Below are 13,279 nucleotides of genomic sequence, written 5' to 3'. Positions count from 1 at the left end.
TCATGGGGGCGGAACAGATCCGTCGGTGGGAATCGGGTGCCTTGGCGCACGCCGTGACCGATCCTTTCGGCCAGGGCCCGCTGCCCTGGCTGCGCGGCAGCGAGAACTACTTCGACGACACCGGGCAGATCGTGCCCTGGTACGCGGACCCCACCCTGCACCGCTCCACGGACGGCGGCACGCGCACCGCCGACGACGTGCACCGGCAGATCAAGGGCTTCACCTCCACCGGAGCCGCCGCCCCCGGTGAGGCGATCGACTTCCACATCACGGTGGACCCGCCCCAGCAGTTCACCGTGGACGTCTACCGGATCGGCCACTACGGGGGCGACGGCGCCTCGAAGATCACCACGAGCCCCCGGCTCTCCGGCATCGTCCAGCCGGCCCCGCTCACCGCCGACCGCACGGTCTCCTGCCACCACTGGTGGCTGTCCTGGCGGTTGCAGATCCCGTCCTACTGGTCGATCGGCGCGTACGTCGCCGTGCTCACGACGCTCGACGGCTACCGCTCCCACATCCCGTTCACCATCCGCGACGACCACCCGGCCGACCTGCTGCTGGTGCTCCCGGACGTCACCTGGCAGGCGTACAACCTCTACCCGGAGGACGGCCGGACCGGCGCCAGCCTCTACCACGCCTGGGACGAGGAGGGCCGGCTGCTCGGCGAGGAGGACGCGGCGGTCACCGTCTCGTTCGACCGCCCCTACGCCGGCGCCGGCCTCCCGCTGCACGTGGGACACGCGTACGACTTCATCCGCTGGGCCGAGCGCTACGGCTACGACCTCGCCTACGCCGACACCCGCGACCTGCACGCGGGCCGGGTGGACCCGACGCGCTACCGGGGCCTGGTCTTCCCCGGCCACGACGAGTACTGGTCGGTGCCCATGCGCCGTACGGCGGAGCGCGCCCGCGACCACGGCACCTCGCTCGTCCACCTCTCCGCCAACACCATGTACTGGCAGGTCGGCCTCAAACCCTCGGCGTCCGGGGTGCCCGACCGGCTGCTGACCTGCCGCAAGCGCCGGGGCCCCGGCAAGCCCGCGCTGTGGCGGGAGATCGACCGCCCGGAGCAGCAGCTGCTCGGCATCCAGTACGCGGGCCGGGTACCCGAACCGCATCCGATGGTCGTGCGGAACGCGAACCACTGGCTGTGGGACGCCACGGGCGCCGGCGAGGGCGACGAGATCGCGGGCCTGGTGGCGGGCGAGGCCGACCGCTACTTCCCGCGCACCACGCTGCCCGAGCACGACAACCGCATCCTGCTCGCCCACTCCCCGTACCAGGACGGCGAGGGCGTGCTGCGGTACCAGGAGACCTCGCTGTACCGGGCCCCGTCCGGCGCGCTCGTCTTCGCCTCGGGCACCTTCGCCTGGTCCCCGGCGCTGGACCGGCCCGGCCATGTGGACGCGCGCATCCAGCGGGCCACCGCCAATCTGCTCGACCGGATCTGCAAGCGGGCCTGAGCGCGGGCGTTCCGCAGCGGGTCGCCGGGCCACCCGGTCGGCACCCCTCCGCAGCCGGGCGTTCCCGGATACGGGAGAATCGGAACCGTTCCTGGATCAACCTACGCGGAGGCAGCGTGTCCGGATTCGTAGAAAAGCCCGAGCCCGTGCAGGTACCGGGACTCACCCACCTGCACACCGGCAAGGTACGCGACCTGTACCGGAACGAGGCCGGTGACCTCGTCATGGTCGCCAGTGACCGGATCTCCGCGTACGACTGGGTGCTGCCGACCGAGATCCCGGACAAGGGCCGCGTCCTGACCCGGCTGTCGATGTGGTGGTTCGACCAGCTCGCCGACCTGGTGCCCAACCATGTGCTGTCCACCGAGGTGCCCGCCGGGGCGCCCGAGGACTGGGCCGGGCGCACGATGATCTGTACGTCGCTGCGGATGGTCCCGGTCGAGTGCGTCGCCCGCGGCTACCTCACGGGCTCCGGCCTGCTGGAGTACGACGCCTCGCGCACCGTCTGCGGCATCGGCCTGCCGGACGGCCTGGTGGACGGCTCCGAGCTGCCGGGCGCGATCTTCACGCCCGCCACCAAGGCCGCCGTCGGTGACCACGACGAGAACGTGAGCTACGAGGAGGTGGTCCGCCAGGTCGGCACGGAGACCGCCGCCGCGCTGCGCCGGACCACCCTGGACGTGTACGGCAGGGCCCGCGACATCGCGCGCGAGCGCGGGATCATCCTCGCGGACACCAAGTTCGAGTTCGGCTACGCGCCCACCGCGGACGTCGGCGAGCAACTGACCCTCGCCGACGAGGTCCTGACCCCGGACTCCTCCCGCTTCTGGCCGGCCGCCTCCTGGGAGCCGGGCCACGCCCAGCCGTCCTACGACAAGCAGTTCGTCCGCGACTGGCTGACCTCGCCGGCCTCCGGCTGGGACCGCAGGAGCGAGCAGCCGCCCCCGGCCCTGCCCCAGGAGGTCGTGGACGCGACGCGCGCCAAGTACGTGGAGGCGTACGAGCTGCTCACCGGCACCCCCTGGCAGTAGGAGCGACACCTCGCCGGCCGGACCCGGACCGGGCCCCGGCCGGCGAGGACTCCCGCCGGGGATGTACGGACACGAAGAAGGCCCCGGTCGAAATGACCGGGGCCTTCTTCACTGGAGCGGACGACCAGGTTCGAACTGGCGACCTCAACCTTGGCAAGGTTGCGCTCTACCAACTGAGCTACGTCCGCAAGCGCCGAAGCGCGAGACCTACTATACCCAACCCCGCTGCCGTGCGAGACGCACCGCCGCATGACGGTTCTCGGCCCCGAGCTTCGTGGCCGCCGCGGACAGGTAGTTGCGTACGGTCCCCTGCGACAGCGAGGCCCGTTCGGCGATCTCCGCGACCGGCGCCCCGTCGGCCGCCAGCTCCAGCACCTCGGTCTCGCGCACGGTCAGCGGCGAGTCCCCGGCGGCGATGGCGTCCGCCGCCAACTCCGGGTCCACATAGCGGTTTCCGGCGTGCACGGTGCGGATGATGCCGGCCAGCTGGCGGGCGCTGACGGTCTTCGGGACGAAGGCCCGCACACCCGCCGCGAGGGCCCGCTTGAGATGGCCGGGCCGGCCGTGGCTGGTCACGATCATCGTGCGGCAGTCCGGGAGTTCGGCCCGCAGCGATGTGGCCACGCTCACACCGTCCGCCTCCGGCATCTCCAGGTCCAGCACCGCCACGTCCGGCCGGTGCGCCCGGGCCATGGCCAGCGCCTCCGGCCCCGTCGCCGCCTCCGCGACCACCACCAGGTCCTCCTCCATCGCGAGGAGGGCGGCCAGCGCGCCCCGGATCAGATGCTCGTCGTCGGCGAGCAGCACCCGTACCGCGGTCATCGTCTTCCTTCCAGCAGGCCGCGTCCCGGCCCCACGATCACGCCGGGGGCCACCGTGGTCCCCGGCGGCATTCCCCGCTTGCGGCAGCCCTCCGCCTTGGTCAGCGGGATGCTGGCGGTCAGATGGAAGCGGCCGTTCTTCGCGAGCCCCGCCTCCAGCGTGCCGTCCAGCGCGCCGAGCCGTTCCCGGAGGCCGGCCAGCCCGGAGCCGGGGGTGCCCGACGCGGGAGCGGCGGCGGCCGCCGCCCCGTCGTTCTCCACCCGGAGCACCGCGGCGTCCGTCGTCGTGGTCACCCGGATCACGCACGCGCGCGGGTCGCCGTGGCGCAGCACATTGGTCGCCGCCTCCCGGACCACCCAGCCGAGCGCCGACTGGACGGGCGCGGGCAGCCGCTCCCCGCCGTCGCCGGTCACCGTGCACTCGATGCCGGCCGCGTTCAGCACGCCCTTGGCACCGGCCAGTTCGGTGGTGAGGTCGGCCTCGCGGTAGCCGCGCACCACATCGCGCACCTCCTGCTGGGAGGCCCGCGCTATCCGCTGCACCTCGACCATCTGGTCCACCGCCTCCGGCCGGCCGCGCTGCGCCAGCTCCACCGCGAGTTCGCTCTTGAGGGCGATCACCGCGAGGTTGCGGCCCAGCACGTCGTGCATGTCCCGGCCGAACCGCAGCCGTTCCTCGGCGACGGCGAGCCTGGCCTGCACGTCCCGCGCCTCCTCCGCCTGCCACATCACGCTCATGCTCCAGGCGCTGGGCCGCACCGAGATCAGCACCAGCACACAGCCGAAGAGGCTGCACGGCACCACGGCGGCCAGCGTGCCGTCCCGCACCCCGGCCGCGGCGAGGGCCCCGGTGATCAGGGCGGTGAGGCCGAGCGACTCGATCAGGAAGCGGCGGACCGGTACCAGCAGCACCCGGGTGATCACGAGGGCCATCGGGGCGTTCAGCGCCATGAGCAGCAGCCCGGCGCCGTTCACCCCGTCCACCCCGGCCAGCGCCGCCAGCAGCCCGATGGCCAGCAGCAGAAGCGCCACCGGGGCGAGCAGGCGCCGCACCGGGAAGACGGAGACGCCGAGGTAGTGCTCGTAGGAGGCGGGGAGGTTGCGGTTGCTCAGCAGGCACTGCGCCAGGCTCGCCAGGAGCAGCGCCACCCCCAGGGCCAGCGGGAGCGGTTCGTGGCGGATGTCCGAGTGGAAGGGCACCCCCTGCCAGGCCAGGGCGAAGAACCAGGGCAACGCGGAGATGGTGAACCGCGAGTAGAGGTCGATCCGCTCCATTTTGTTGCGTTCCTGCCAGCTGCGGCGCCAGCCCTGTACGCGGATCACGCCCCGCCTCCCTCTCAGCGTCGCGGGTCCCAGCGGAACCATCGCTGCACAGCAAACACCGCCAGTGCCGTCCAGGCCAGTCCGGTCAGCGCGGCGCCCAGCAGATCGGTGCCCTCGGGGACGCCGAACCAGCCGGCCCGGATCAGGGTCATCACGCCGGTCACGGGCAGGAATTCGCAGAACGCCGCGAGCCGGTCCGGGAAGACGTCCAGCGGGACGAAGACGCCCGAGCCCATCATCGAGATCAGGAACAGCGGCAGGGTCGTCAGCTGGGCCGTCTGCACCGTGCGGGTGACCACCGAGGTGACCCCGGCCAGGGCCGTCAGCAGCACCAGGCCCAACAGCACCCCGCCCAGCAGCAGTTCCGGGCGGTCGGGGGCGCCGAGGTCGAAGAAGAACGTGCCGGCGGCGACGATCACCGCGCTCTGCGCCAGCGCGAGGGCGGCGGAGGGCAGGGCCGTCCCGGCGAGGATCTCCCCGTCCCTGACCTCTCCGGTGCGCAGCCGCTTCATGACCAGTTCCTCGCGCCGGGCGACGTAGGCGGCGACCATGTTCATGTAGACGGCCTGGATGAGCACCATGCCGACGCCGCCCATGAGCGCGGCCCCGGCCATGGACAGGCCGGTGCCGTCCAGGTCGATGTTCTCGAAGGCCGACCTCATGGCCAGGATCATGGTCACCGGCACGAACAGCGCGACGAAGATCGCCGTCCTGTTCCGGCTGAGCAGCGTCAGCTCGGCGCGCCCGAGGGCGGTCAGCCGGCCGAGGGCCGTGGTGCGGGCGGCGGTGTCGGCCGCAGGGGTGGTCGCGGTGGTCATGGAACGGGTACCTCTTCGGTTTCGGCGGCGGACTTCGCGATGTCGAGGAACGCCTCTTCGAGCGAGGCCGCGCGCGCGTCGAGCTTGTGCAGCACGACGTCCGATTCGGCGGCCCAGCGCAGCAGTTCGGCGAGGGAGTCCTGGAGGCGGAACGTGCGGATCTCCACCCGGCGGCCCTCGGCGGCGGCGTGGAGGTCCAGGGGCAGCCGCGCGGCCGGTACGTCGTCGGGCAGCTCGAAGCGGATGCGGGCGGGGCGGGCGGCCGTCACCTCGGCGGGGGTACCCGCCGTGACGATCCGGCCCCGGTGCATGATCGCGAGCCGGTCCGCGAGGGCCTCCGCCTCCTCCAGGTAGTGCGTGGTGAGCAGGACCGTGGTGCCCTCCTCCTGGAGCCGGCGGACCAGCGCCCAGGTGTCGCGGCGGCCCTCGGCGTCCAGGCCGGTCGTCGGCTCGTCCAGGAAGAGCACCTCGGGCCGGCCGAGCAGGGCCAGCGCCAGGTCCAGCCGCCGCCGCTCACCGCCCGAGAGCTGCTTGACCCGGACCCGGCCGCGGTGGCCGAGGCCGACCAGCTCCAGGGCCTCCGCGGTCGGCCGGGAGCCGCTGGTGCAGCCCGCCCACATCCGTACCGTCTCGGCGGCCGTCAGTTCCGAGGGGAAGCCGCCCTCCTGGAGCATCACGCCGATGCGGGGGCGGACCGCCGCGCGCTCGCCGTACGGGTCGTGACCGAGGACCTGGACCCGGCCGCCGTCGGGGCGGTCCAGGCCCTCCAGCAGCTCGACGGTGGAGGTCTTGCCGGCGCCGTTCGTCCCGAGCAGGGCGAACAGTTCGCCACGCGCCACCGAGAACGAGACGCCGCTCACGGCCTCGAAGCCGCCGTCGTAGCGGCGGCGGACGTCCTCCGCCTGGATCACGCACTCACGGGCCATGTCGTCGCTGGTCATGACTCCACATTCCCCCGGCCGGAAGGCCGGGGGCAGTGCGGGCTGTCACCACCCCGCATGACAAATGTCATGGCCGACGGCGCGCGGGGGCCGTGTGCATGAATGCACGAAGAAGGCCCCGGTCGAAATGACCGGGGCCTTCTTCACTGGAGCGGACGACCAGGTTCGAACTGGCGACCTCAACCTTGGCAAGGTTGCGCTCTACCAACTGAGCTACGTCCGCATTGCCGCCACTCGGCTTTCACCGGTGGAGCGATCACTACCCTACCTGATCCACCGGAGTGGTCCTGCAGGAGTGACGCAGAGCGGGTGACAGGAATTGCACACTGCGCCTTCCCCCTGGAAGGGGGATGTTCTGCTACTGAACTACACCCGCACGCTGCGTGGGGTTCGGCCTTTTCGGCCTTGCCCCTCGGCGTGCTCCAGACTCTAGCCGACCTGCGGGGGTGTTGCGCAAGTCGGCTCCCCCGCAGGTCCCCGGCGAGGCCCCCGCCGGGGCCGGCCGAACCTGTCGAGGAGTTAACTCGCTTCCCGGAACGCCTCGTAGACGCTCTTGGGGATGCGCCCCCGGGCCGGCACGTCCATCCGGTGCGAGCGCGCCCAGGCGCGCACCGCCGCCGGGTCGGGTGCCAGCGCGGTGTGCCGGTACGGAACGGGCGCCTTGCCGCTCTTGCCGGTATTTGTCTGCTTGCGACCGGCCGCCATGTACGGGGCCAGGGCGTCGCGCAGTTTCTTTGCGTTGGACTGATTGAGGTCGATCTCGTACGACTTCCCGTCCAGGGCGAAGCCGACCGTTTCCGCCGCCGCTCCCCCGTCGATGTCGTCGGAGAGTGTGACCACTACGCGCTGCGCCACGGATATCGGTCCTTTCCTACGGCATCGACGCGTCTGGCATGCGCCGATGCCGGCCTTCCGGCTGTGAGCGCGGATGCGGGCCGACTGTTGTCGGCGCTCCGGGGCAATGCTGCATTCCCCGGTAATCATTTGTACAGCGGGAGGGACCGCATTGTGAAGCCCGCCCAATTACCTGCGCGTGTCCGGGTGCTATGCGGGTGGCCCTTGAGCATTTGTTTCGCGGCTTTTCCGCCGTCCGGTGATCGTTCGAAATCTGAGTGTGATCTGTCCCGTTTGATATCTACCCGCGTAGAATTTCCGGCCAGGTACGCTGAGAGGACCCGCGGGGGTCCGGGGTACCCCCTCCGGAGAAACAGCCGCACCACACCACCACACCGGGAGTGCCAGTGGCACGCGTCGTAGTCGACGTCATGCTCAAGCCCGAGATCCTCGACCCGCAGGGACAGGCGGTGCAGCGCGCACTGCCCCGTCTCGGCTTCGAGGGAATCGCGGACGTACGTCAGGGAAAGCGTTTCGAGCTGGAGGTCGAGGGGCCGGTCGATGACGCCGCCCTCGCCCGTATTCACGAGATGGCGGAGACCTTCCTCGCCAACACCGTGATCGAGGACTTCACCGTGAAGGTGGAGAACGCCGAGGAGTCGAAGTGACCGCTCGTATCGGAGTCGTCACCTTTCCGGGCACGCTCGACGACCAGGACGCCCTGCGGGCCGTACGGGTCGCGGGCGCCGAACCCGTATCGCTGTGGCACCGCGACAAGGACCTGCACCAGGTCGACGCGGTGATCCTGGCCGGCGGATTCTCGTACGGCGACTATCTGCGCGCCGGAGCCATCTCCCGGTTCTCGCCGGTCATGGAGACACTGATCGAGCAGGCGAAGGCGGGCCTGCCCGTCCTCGGCATCTGCAACGGCTTCCAGATCCTCACCGAGGCGCACCTGCTGCCCGGCGCGATGCTGCGCAACAACCACCTGCACTTCGTCTGCCGCGATCAGACGCTGCGCGTCGAGAACGCGGGCACCGCCTGGACCTCGGACTACGCCGAGGGCCAGGAGATCTCCGTCCCGCTCAAGAACATGGACGGCCGCTACACCGCCGACGAGCGCACGCTCGACGAGCTGGAGGCGGAGGGCCGCGTCGCCTTCCGGTACGTGGGCCGCAACCCCAACGGCTCGCTCCGCGACATCGCGGGCGTCACCAACGCCGCGGGCAACGTCGTCGGTCTGATGCCGCACCCGGAGCACGCGGTGGAGCCGCTGATCGGCACCGGTCGCACCGACGGTCTCGGTTTCTTCACCTCGATCATCAAGAAGCTGGTCAACGCATGAGCCTGGACACGGTCGAGCACGCGGCCGAAACCCCGGACACCGAGCAGCCCTGGAAGGAACTCGGCCTCAAGGAGGACGAGTACGCGCGCATCCGCGAGATCCTGGGCCGCCGCCCCACCGGCGCCGAGCTCGCCATGTACTCCGTGATGTGGTCCGAGCACTGCTCCTACAAGAGCAGCAAGGTCCACCTCAAGCAGTTCGGCGAGAAGGTCCCCGCCAACGACGCCATGCTCGTCGGCATCGGTGAGAACGCCGGTGTGGTCGACGTCGGCCAGGGGTACGCGGTCACCTTCAAGGTGGAGTCGCACAACCACCCCTCGTACATCGAGCCCTACCAGGGCGCGGCCACCGGCGTGGGCGGCATCGTCCGCGACATCCTCGCCATGGGCGCCCGCCCGGTCGCCGTCGTGGACCCGCTGCGCTTCGGCGCCGCCGACCACCCCGACACCAAGCGCGTCCTGCCGGGCGTCGTCGCGGGCATCGGCGGGTACGGCAACTGCCTCGGCCTGCCGAACATCGGCGGCGAGGTCGTCTTCGACGCCTGCTACCAGGGCAACCCGCTCGTCAACGCCGGCTGCATCGGCGTGATGAAGCACGAGGACATCCACCTCGCGAAGGCCTCCGGGCCGGGCAACAAGGTCATCCTGTACGGCGCCCGCACCGGCGGCGACGGCATCGGCGGCGTCTCCGTGCTCGCCTCGGAGACCTTCGAGTCGACCGGCCCCGCCAAGCGCCCCGCCGTCCAGGTCGGCGACCCGTTCCAGGAGAAGCTCCTCATCGAGTGCACCCTGGAGATCTTCAAGGAGAAGCTCGTCGCGGGCATCCAGGACCTCGGCGGCGCCGGGCTCTCCTGCGCCACGTCCGAGCTGGCCTCCGCGGGCTCCGGCGGCATGCGCGTCGAGCTGGACACCGTGCCGCTGCGCGACTCCTCCCTCTCGCCCGAGGAAATCCTCATGAGCGAGTCGCAGGAGCGCATGTGCGCCATCGTCGAGCCGCAGCACGTGGACCGCTTCCTGGAGATCTGCGAGAAGTGGGACGTCATCGCCACCGTCATCGGTGAGGTGACCGAGGGCTCCCACCTGGAGATCTTCTGGCACGGCGAGCAGATCGTGGACGTGCCGCCGCGGTCCGTCGCCCACGAGGGCCCGACCTACCACCGCCCGTTCGCCCGCCCGTCCTGGCAGGACGCGCTGCAGGCCGACGACGCCGGCAAGCTGGCCCGCCCGGCGAACGGCGCCGAGCTGCGCGAGCAGGTCCTCAAGCTGGTCTCGTCGCCGAACCAGGCGTCGAAGTCCTGGATCACGGACCAGTACGACCGGTTCGTGCAGGGCAACACCGTCCTCGCGATGCCGGAGGACGCCGGCATGGTCCGCATCGACGAGGAGTCCAACCTCGGTGTGGCCATGGCGACCGACGGCAACGGCCGGTACGCCAAGCTCGACCCGTACACCGGGGCGCAGCTCGCGCTCGCCGAGTCGTACCGCAACGTCGCCGCCACCGGCGCGAAGCCGCTCGCGATCTCGGACTGCCTGAACTTCGGTTCGCCCGAGGACCCGGACGTCATGTGGCAGTTCGCCGAGGCCACCCGCGGTCTCGCGGACGGCTGCCTGGAGCTGGGCACCCCGGTCACCGGCGGCAACGTCTCGCTGTACAACCAGACCGGTGACACGGCGATCCACCCGACGCCGGTCGTGGCCGTGCTCGGTGTGATCGACGACGTCACGCGGCGTACGCCGGTCGCCTTCGCGCAGGAGGGCCAGCTCCTCTACCTGCTGGGCGACACGCACGAGGAGTTCGGCGGTTCGGCCTGGTCCGAGATCGTCCACGGCCACCTCGGCGGCATGCCGCCCAAGGTGGACCTGGGCCGCGAGAAGCTGCTCGCCGAGATCCTGATCTCGGCCTCCCGCGACGGCATGATCGACGCGGCGCACGACCTGTCGGACGGCGGCCTCATCCAGGCGGTCACCGAGTCCTGCCTGCGCGGCGGGAAGGGTGCCCGGCTGGTCGTGCCGGACGGCCTCGACGCGTTCACGCTGCTGTTCTCCGAGTCCGCGGGCCGCGCGGTCGTCTCGGTGCCGCGCAGCGAGGAGCTGCGGTTCAACGACATGTGCGGGGCGCGCGGTCTGCCCGTGACCCGCATCGGTGTCGTGGACGGCGAGGAGATCGACGTCCAGGGCGAGTTCAGCATCCCGCTGAGCGAGCTGCGTACGGCGCACGAGGAGACGATCCCGGCGCTGCTGGCGTAGTTCCCGCACCGCTCGTACCGAAACCCCCCGACCGGCTCGTCCGGTCGGGGGGTTTCGCGCTGCGGCGGTCAGGTCGTCGTACGGGGTCCGGGCAGCCGGGTCGCCAGGATCAGGGCGAGGACCATGGCCCCGGTGGCGCAGGCGAAGACCGCGTCGGTGGAGGAGACGAAGGCGTCCAGCGCCTCCTGGCGGGCCCGGCCGGTGAGCCCGGCGATGTCGCTGGTGGTGCCGCCGGGGCCCCGGGAGGCGTACACCCTGCTGAGGACGGCTCCGAAGAGGGAGGCGCCGAGCGCGGTGCCGAGGGTCTGGAAGAAGCGGACTCCGGTGGTGGCGACGCCCAGCCGGCCGGGCGGGGCGGTGTCCTGGACGAGTTCGATCAGCTGGCCGATGAGCTGGCCGAAGCCGATGCCCATGAGCAGCAGCGCGCCGCGCACCGTCCACAGGCCGGTGTCCGTGTCGAGTGTGGCCAGCAGGGCGAGGGCGGCCGCGGCGGAGACGGTGCCGCTGACGACGAAGGTCTTCTGCGACCAGCCGGCCGCCACCAGTTTGCCGGACACGAGGCCGACGACGGTCATGCCGATCGCCATCGGGACCAGGAAGAGTCCGGCGGAGGTCGCGGCGACCCCCCGGACGACCTGGAGGTAGATCATCACGTAGACGATCGAGCCCATCATCGCGACGCCGACGAGCCCCTGGATCGCGAAGCCGTAGCGCAGGGGCCGCAGCGCGAAGAGCGAGAGCGGCAGGATCGGTTCGGCGGCCGTGGCCTGGCGCCACAGGAACAGTCCGAGCGCGACGGCGGCGGCGACGGCGAGCGCGGTGATGGTGGGCGAGGTCCAGGCGTACTCCTCGCCGCCCCACTCGGTGACCAGGAGCAGCGCGGTGGAGAAGGCGGCGGCGAGGGCGGCGCCGAGGAAGTCGATGCGGTGGCGCGTCGTGCGGGCGGGCAGCTCGACCACGAGGGCGGCGGCGACGAGGACGGCGATGCCGACCGGCAGGTTGACGTAGAAGATCCAGCGCCAGCCCGCGTGGTCGGCGAGGGCGCCGCCGAGCCAGGGGCCGAGCGCCATGCCCGCGCCGGCGATGATCCCGCCGATGTTGCCCTTCTTGTCGCCCCCCGTCCCTCCGCCCGTGCCCTCCTTCTTCGCTCCGGCGGCGGAGATCTGGCGCAGGACGACCATGGTGACGCTCATCAGCCCGCCGCCCCCGGCGCCCTGGAAGGCGCGTGCGGCGATCAGCTCGCTCATGGACTGGGCCATCCCGCACAGCGCCGACCCGGTCAGGAAGGTGGCGAGCGCCCCGAGGAAGACCTTCTTGGAGCCGAGCGAGTCGCAGAGCTTGCCGTACAGCGGCAGCGCGGCGGTCGCGGCGAGCTGGTAGGCGGCGATCAGCCAGGGAATCCGGTCCACGCCGTGCACGGGGTCGAGGTCGCGGACGATCGGCACGGTGGCCGAGGACACGATGTTCGAGTCCAGCACCGCCAGCAGGATCGTGACGACGCAGAGCGCCACGGCGACCCTCGATCCGCGGCGGGCGGTCGGTCGTTCGGCGGTCGGTCGTTCGGCGTTCGGTCGTTCTGCGGTCGCCTCCCGCGCCGGTGCGGCGGCGGTCGTGGTCGCGGACATGGCATGGCCCCCTCCCTGGGCGGTGCCGAGGCGCACCACCGTGGTGCTCCCACTGTCGCGGGTATTTATGTACTGAGTCAAGTTTTTATCTCGGATAAATCTTCATCCTGGTACAGTGAGGCCATGACCGAGGGCATGGGCCTGCGCGAGCGCAAGAAGATCGAGACCCGGCGCCGCCTGCTGGCGGCCGCCACGAAGCTGTTCTCCGAGCGCGGGTTCGACCATGTCTCCGTCGCGGAGATCGCCGACGCCGCCGACGTATCGAAGATGACCGTCTTCAACTACTTCGACTGCAAGGAAGACCTGGTCTTCTCGCCGCTGGAGGAGCACGCGGACGACGCCGCCCGGGTCGTACGGGAGCGGGCTCCCGGCGAGTCGGCGGTCGCGGCGCTGCGCCGGCAGTTCATCGAGGCCGTCGAGCGCCACGACCCCTCGGTGGGCATGGGCGACTCCCCGGTGGCGCTCGGCATCGTGCGGCTGATCATGGAGACGCCCGCGCTGCTCGCCCGCGCCCACTCCTTCTTCGTGCGCACCCAGGACCGGCTCACCGAGGCGCTGATCGAGGAGGGCGAGGACCCGGCCATGGCGCGCATCGTCGCCTCCCAGCTGCTCGGCACCCGCAACGCGCTGCTCACCGAGAACCGCAGGCGCCTGCTGGCCGGCGAACCGTCCGCCGCGGTCGCCGCCGACGCGGTCGTCCTGGCCCACCGGGCCTTCGACCTGCTGGAGAAGGGCCTCGGCGACTACGCGACCCGGGGCTGACGGGGGAGCGGGCCGCCGGCCCGACCTGACGGAGAGCGGGAACGTCGCGCCGCCGCCCGGCCGGCGTGTC

General features: G+C 71.4%; 12 protein-coding genes and 3 tRNA genes. 6 read left to right on the top strand and 9 right to left on the bottom strand.

Features of this window, described 5'->3' with window-relative positions:
• The first annotated feature begins 2 nt into the window (after positions 1 to 2).
• The gene (locus DNK56_RS19005; RefSeq protein ID WP_111336370.1) at positions 3 to 1,463 is read left to right on the top strand and encodes a N,N-dimethylformamidase beta subunit family domain-containing protein; all 1,461 of its coding nucleotides are present in this window, start codon (positions 3 to 5) and stop codon (positions 1,461 to 1,463) included.
• Positions 1,464 to 1,579: 116 nt separating this feature from the next.
• Positions 1,580 to 2,494 (top strand): phosphoribosylaminoimidazolesuccinocarboxamide synthase, encoded by a 915-nt coding sequence (locus DNK56_RS19000; RefSeq protein WP_111336368.1) that lies wholly within the window; start codon positions 1,580 to 1,582, stop codon positions 2,492 to 2,494.
• Between the two features lie 112 nt (positions 2,495 to 2,606).
• Here the strand turns inward: DNK56_RS19000 and DNK56_RS18995 are convergent.
• From DNK56_RS18995 to DNK56_RS18960, 8 genes are all read right to left on the bottom strand, one after another.
• Positions 2,607 to 2,682 (bottom strand) — tRNA-Gly (locus tag DNK56_RS18995).
• Positions 2,683 to 2,704: 22 nt separating this feature from the next.
• A complete protein-coding gene (locus DNK56_RS18990; RefSeq protein ID WP_111336366.1) occupies positions 2,705 to 3,316 on the bottom strand; it encodes a response regulator transcription factor in 612 nt (203 codons plus the stop codon).
• Complete coding sequence (locus DNK56_RS18985; RefSeq protein WP_111339392.1) at positions 3,313 to 4,635, bottom strand: sensor histidine kinase; 1,323 nt, start codon at positions 4,633 to 4,635, stop codon at positions 3,313 to 3,315. The genes DNK56_RS18990 and DNK56_RS18985 overlap by 4 nt, the downstream gene beginning before the upstream one ends.
• Positions 4,636 to 4,652: 17 nt before the next feature.
• Positions 4,653 to 5,456 (bottom strand): ABC transporter permease, encoded by an 804-nt coding sequence (locus DNK56_RS18980; RefSeq protein ID WP_111336364.1) that lies wholly within the window; start codon positions 5,454 to 5,456, stop codon positions 4,653 to 4,655.
• Positions 5,453 to 6,397: an ABC transporter ATP-binding protein gene (locus DNK56_RS18975; protein WP_111336362.1), complete on the bottom strand. Its 945-nt coding sequence runs from the start codon at positions 6,395 to 6,397 to the stop codon at positions 5,453 to 5,455. Before DNK56_RS18975 ends, DNK56_RS18980 begins: the two co-directional genes overlap by 4 nt.
• 147 nt (positions 6,398 to 6,544) lie before the next feature.
• Positions 6,545 to 6,620, bottom strand: a tRNA-Gly gene (locus tag DNK56_RS18970).
• An 81-nt stretch (positions 6,621 to 6,701) separates the two neighbouring features.
• Positions 6,702 to 6,773 (bottom strand) — tRNA-Gly (locus DNK56_RS18965).
• A 143-nt stretch (positions 6,774 to 6,916) separates the two neighbouring features.
• A complete protein-coding gene (locus tag DNK56_RS18960; protein ID WP_199564808.1) occupies positions 6,917 to 7,252 on the bottom strand; it encodes a histone-like nucleoid-structuring protein Lsr2 in 336 nt (111 codons plus the stop codon).
• Between the two features lie 386 nt (positions 7,253 to 7,638).
• Between DNK56_RS18960 and purS the strand changes: the two genes are divergently transcribed.
• The 3 genes from purS to purL are packed head-to-tail and all read left to right on the top strand — an operon-like array spanning position 7,639 to position 10,822.
• The gene (gene purS / locus DNK56_RS18955) at positions 7,639 to 7,899 is read left to right on the top strand and encodes a phosphoribosylformylglycinamidine synthase subunit PurS (RefSeq protein WP_018521910.1); all 261 of its coding nucleotides are present in this window, start codon (positions 7,639 to 7,641) and stop codon (positions 7,897 to 7,899) included.
• Positions 7,896 to 8,576 carry a phosphoribosylformylglycinamidine synthase subunit PurQ gene (gene purQ, locus DNK56_RS18950; protein WP_111336356.1) on the top strand — a complete coding sequence of 227 codons (681 nt, stop codon included), beginning with the start codon at positions 7,896 to 7,898 and terminating at the stop codon, positions 8,574 to 8,576. Before purS ends, purQ begins: the two co-directional genes overlap by 4 nt.
• The gene (purL, locus tag DNK56_RS18945) at positions 8,573 to 10,822 is read left to right on the top strand and encodes a phosphoribosylformylglycinamidine synthase subunit PurL (RefSeq protein ID WP_111336353.1); all 2,250 of its coding nucleotides are present in this window, start codon (positions 8,573 to 8,575) and stop codon (positions 10,820 to 10,822) included. Before purQ ends, purL begins: the two co-directional genes overlap by 4 nt.
• Positions 10,823 to 10,890: 68 nt before the next feature.
• Here the strand turns inward: purL and DNK56_RS18940 are convergent, their stop codons facing one another.
• Positions 10,891 to 12,447: an MFS transporter gene (locus tag DNK56_RS18940; protein ID WP_111336351.1), complete on the bottom strand. Its 1,557-nt coding sequence runs from the start codon at positions 12,445 to 12,447 to the stop codon at positions 10,891 to 10,893.
• Positions 12,448 to 12,570: 123 nt separating this feature from the next.
• Between DNK56_RS18940 and DNK56_RS18935 the strand changes: the two genes are divergently transcribed.
• Complete coding sequence (locus DNK56_RS18935; RefSeq protein ID WP_111336349.1) at positions 12,571 to 13,209, top strand: TetR/AcrR family transcriptional regulator; 639 nt, start codon at positions 12,571 to 12,573, stop codon at positions 13,207 to 13,209.
• The last annotated feature ends 70 nt before the right edge of the window (positions 13,210 to 13,279 follow it).

Origin of the sequence: Streptomyces sp. AC1-42W, assembly GCF_003248355.1 — a bacterium.
Lineage (GTDB): Bacteria > Actinomycetota > Actinomycetes > Streptomycetales > Streptomycetaceae > Streptomyces.
Note: the sequence above shows the minus strand (reverse complement) of the source record. Positions and strands in the feature narration are given on the sequence as shown.

Bases quoted from the DNA above. Each gene is read 5' to 3' on its own strand.
- purL (WP_111336353.1), top strand. From the start codon at position 8,573: ATGAGCCTGGACACGGTCGAGCACGCGGCCGAAACCCCGGACACCGAG.
- DNK56_RS18990 (WP_111336366.1), bottom strand. From the start codon at position 3,316: ATGACCGCGGTACGGGTGCTGCTCGCCGACGACGAGCATCTGATCCGG.
- DNK56_RS19005 (WP_111336370.1), top strand. From the start codon at position 3: ATGGGGGCGGAACAGATCCGTCGGTGGGAATCGGGTGCCTTGGCGCAC.
- DNK56_RS18975 (WP_111336362.1), bottom strand. From the start codon at position 6,397: ATGACCAGCGACGACATGGCCCGTGAGTGCGTGATCCAGGCGGAGGAC.
- DNK56_RS18935 (WP_111336349.1), top strand. From the start codon at position 12,571: ATGACCGAGGGCATGGGCCTGCGCGAGCGCAAGAAGATCGAGACCCGG.
- DNK56_RS18940 (WP_111336351.1), bottom strand. From the start codon at position 12,447: ATGTCCGCGACCACGACCGCCGCCGCACCGGCGCGGGAGGCGACCGCA.
- DNK56_RS18980 (WP_111336364.1), bottom strand. From the start codon at position 5,456: ATGACCACCGCGACCACCCCTGCGGCCGACACCGCCGCCCGCACCACG.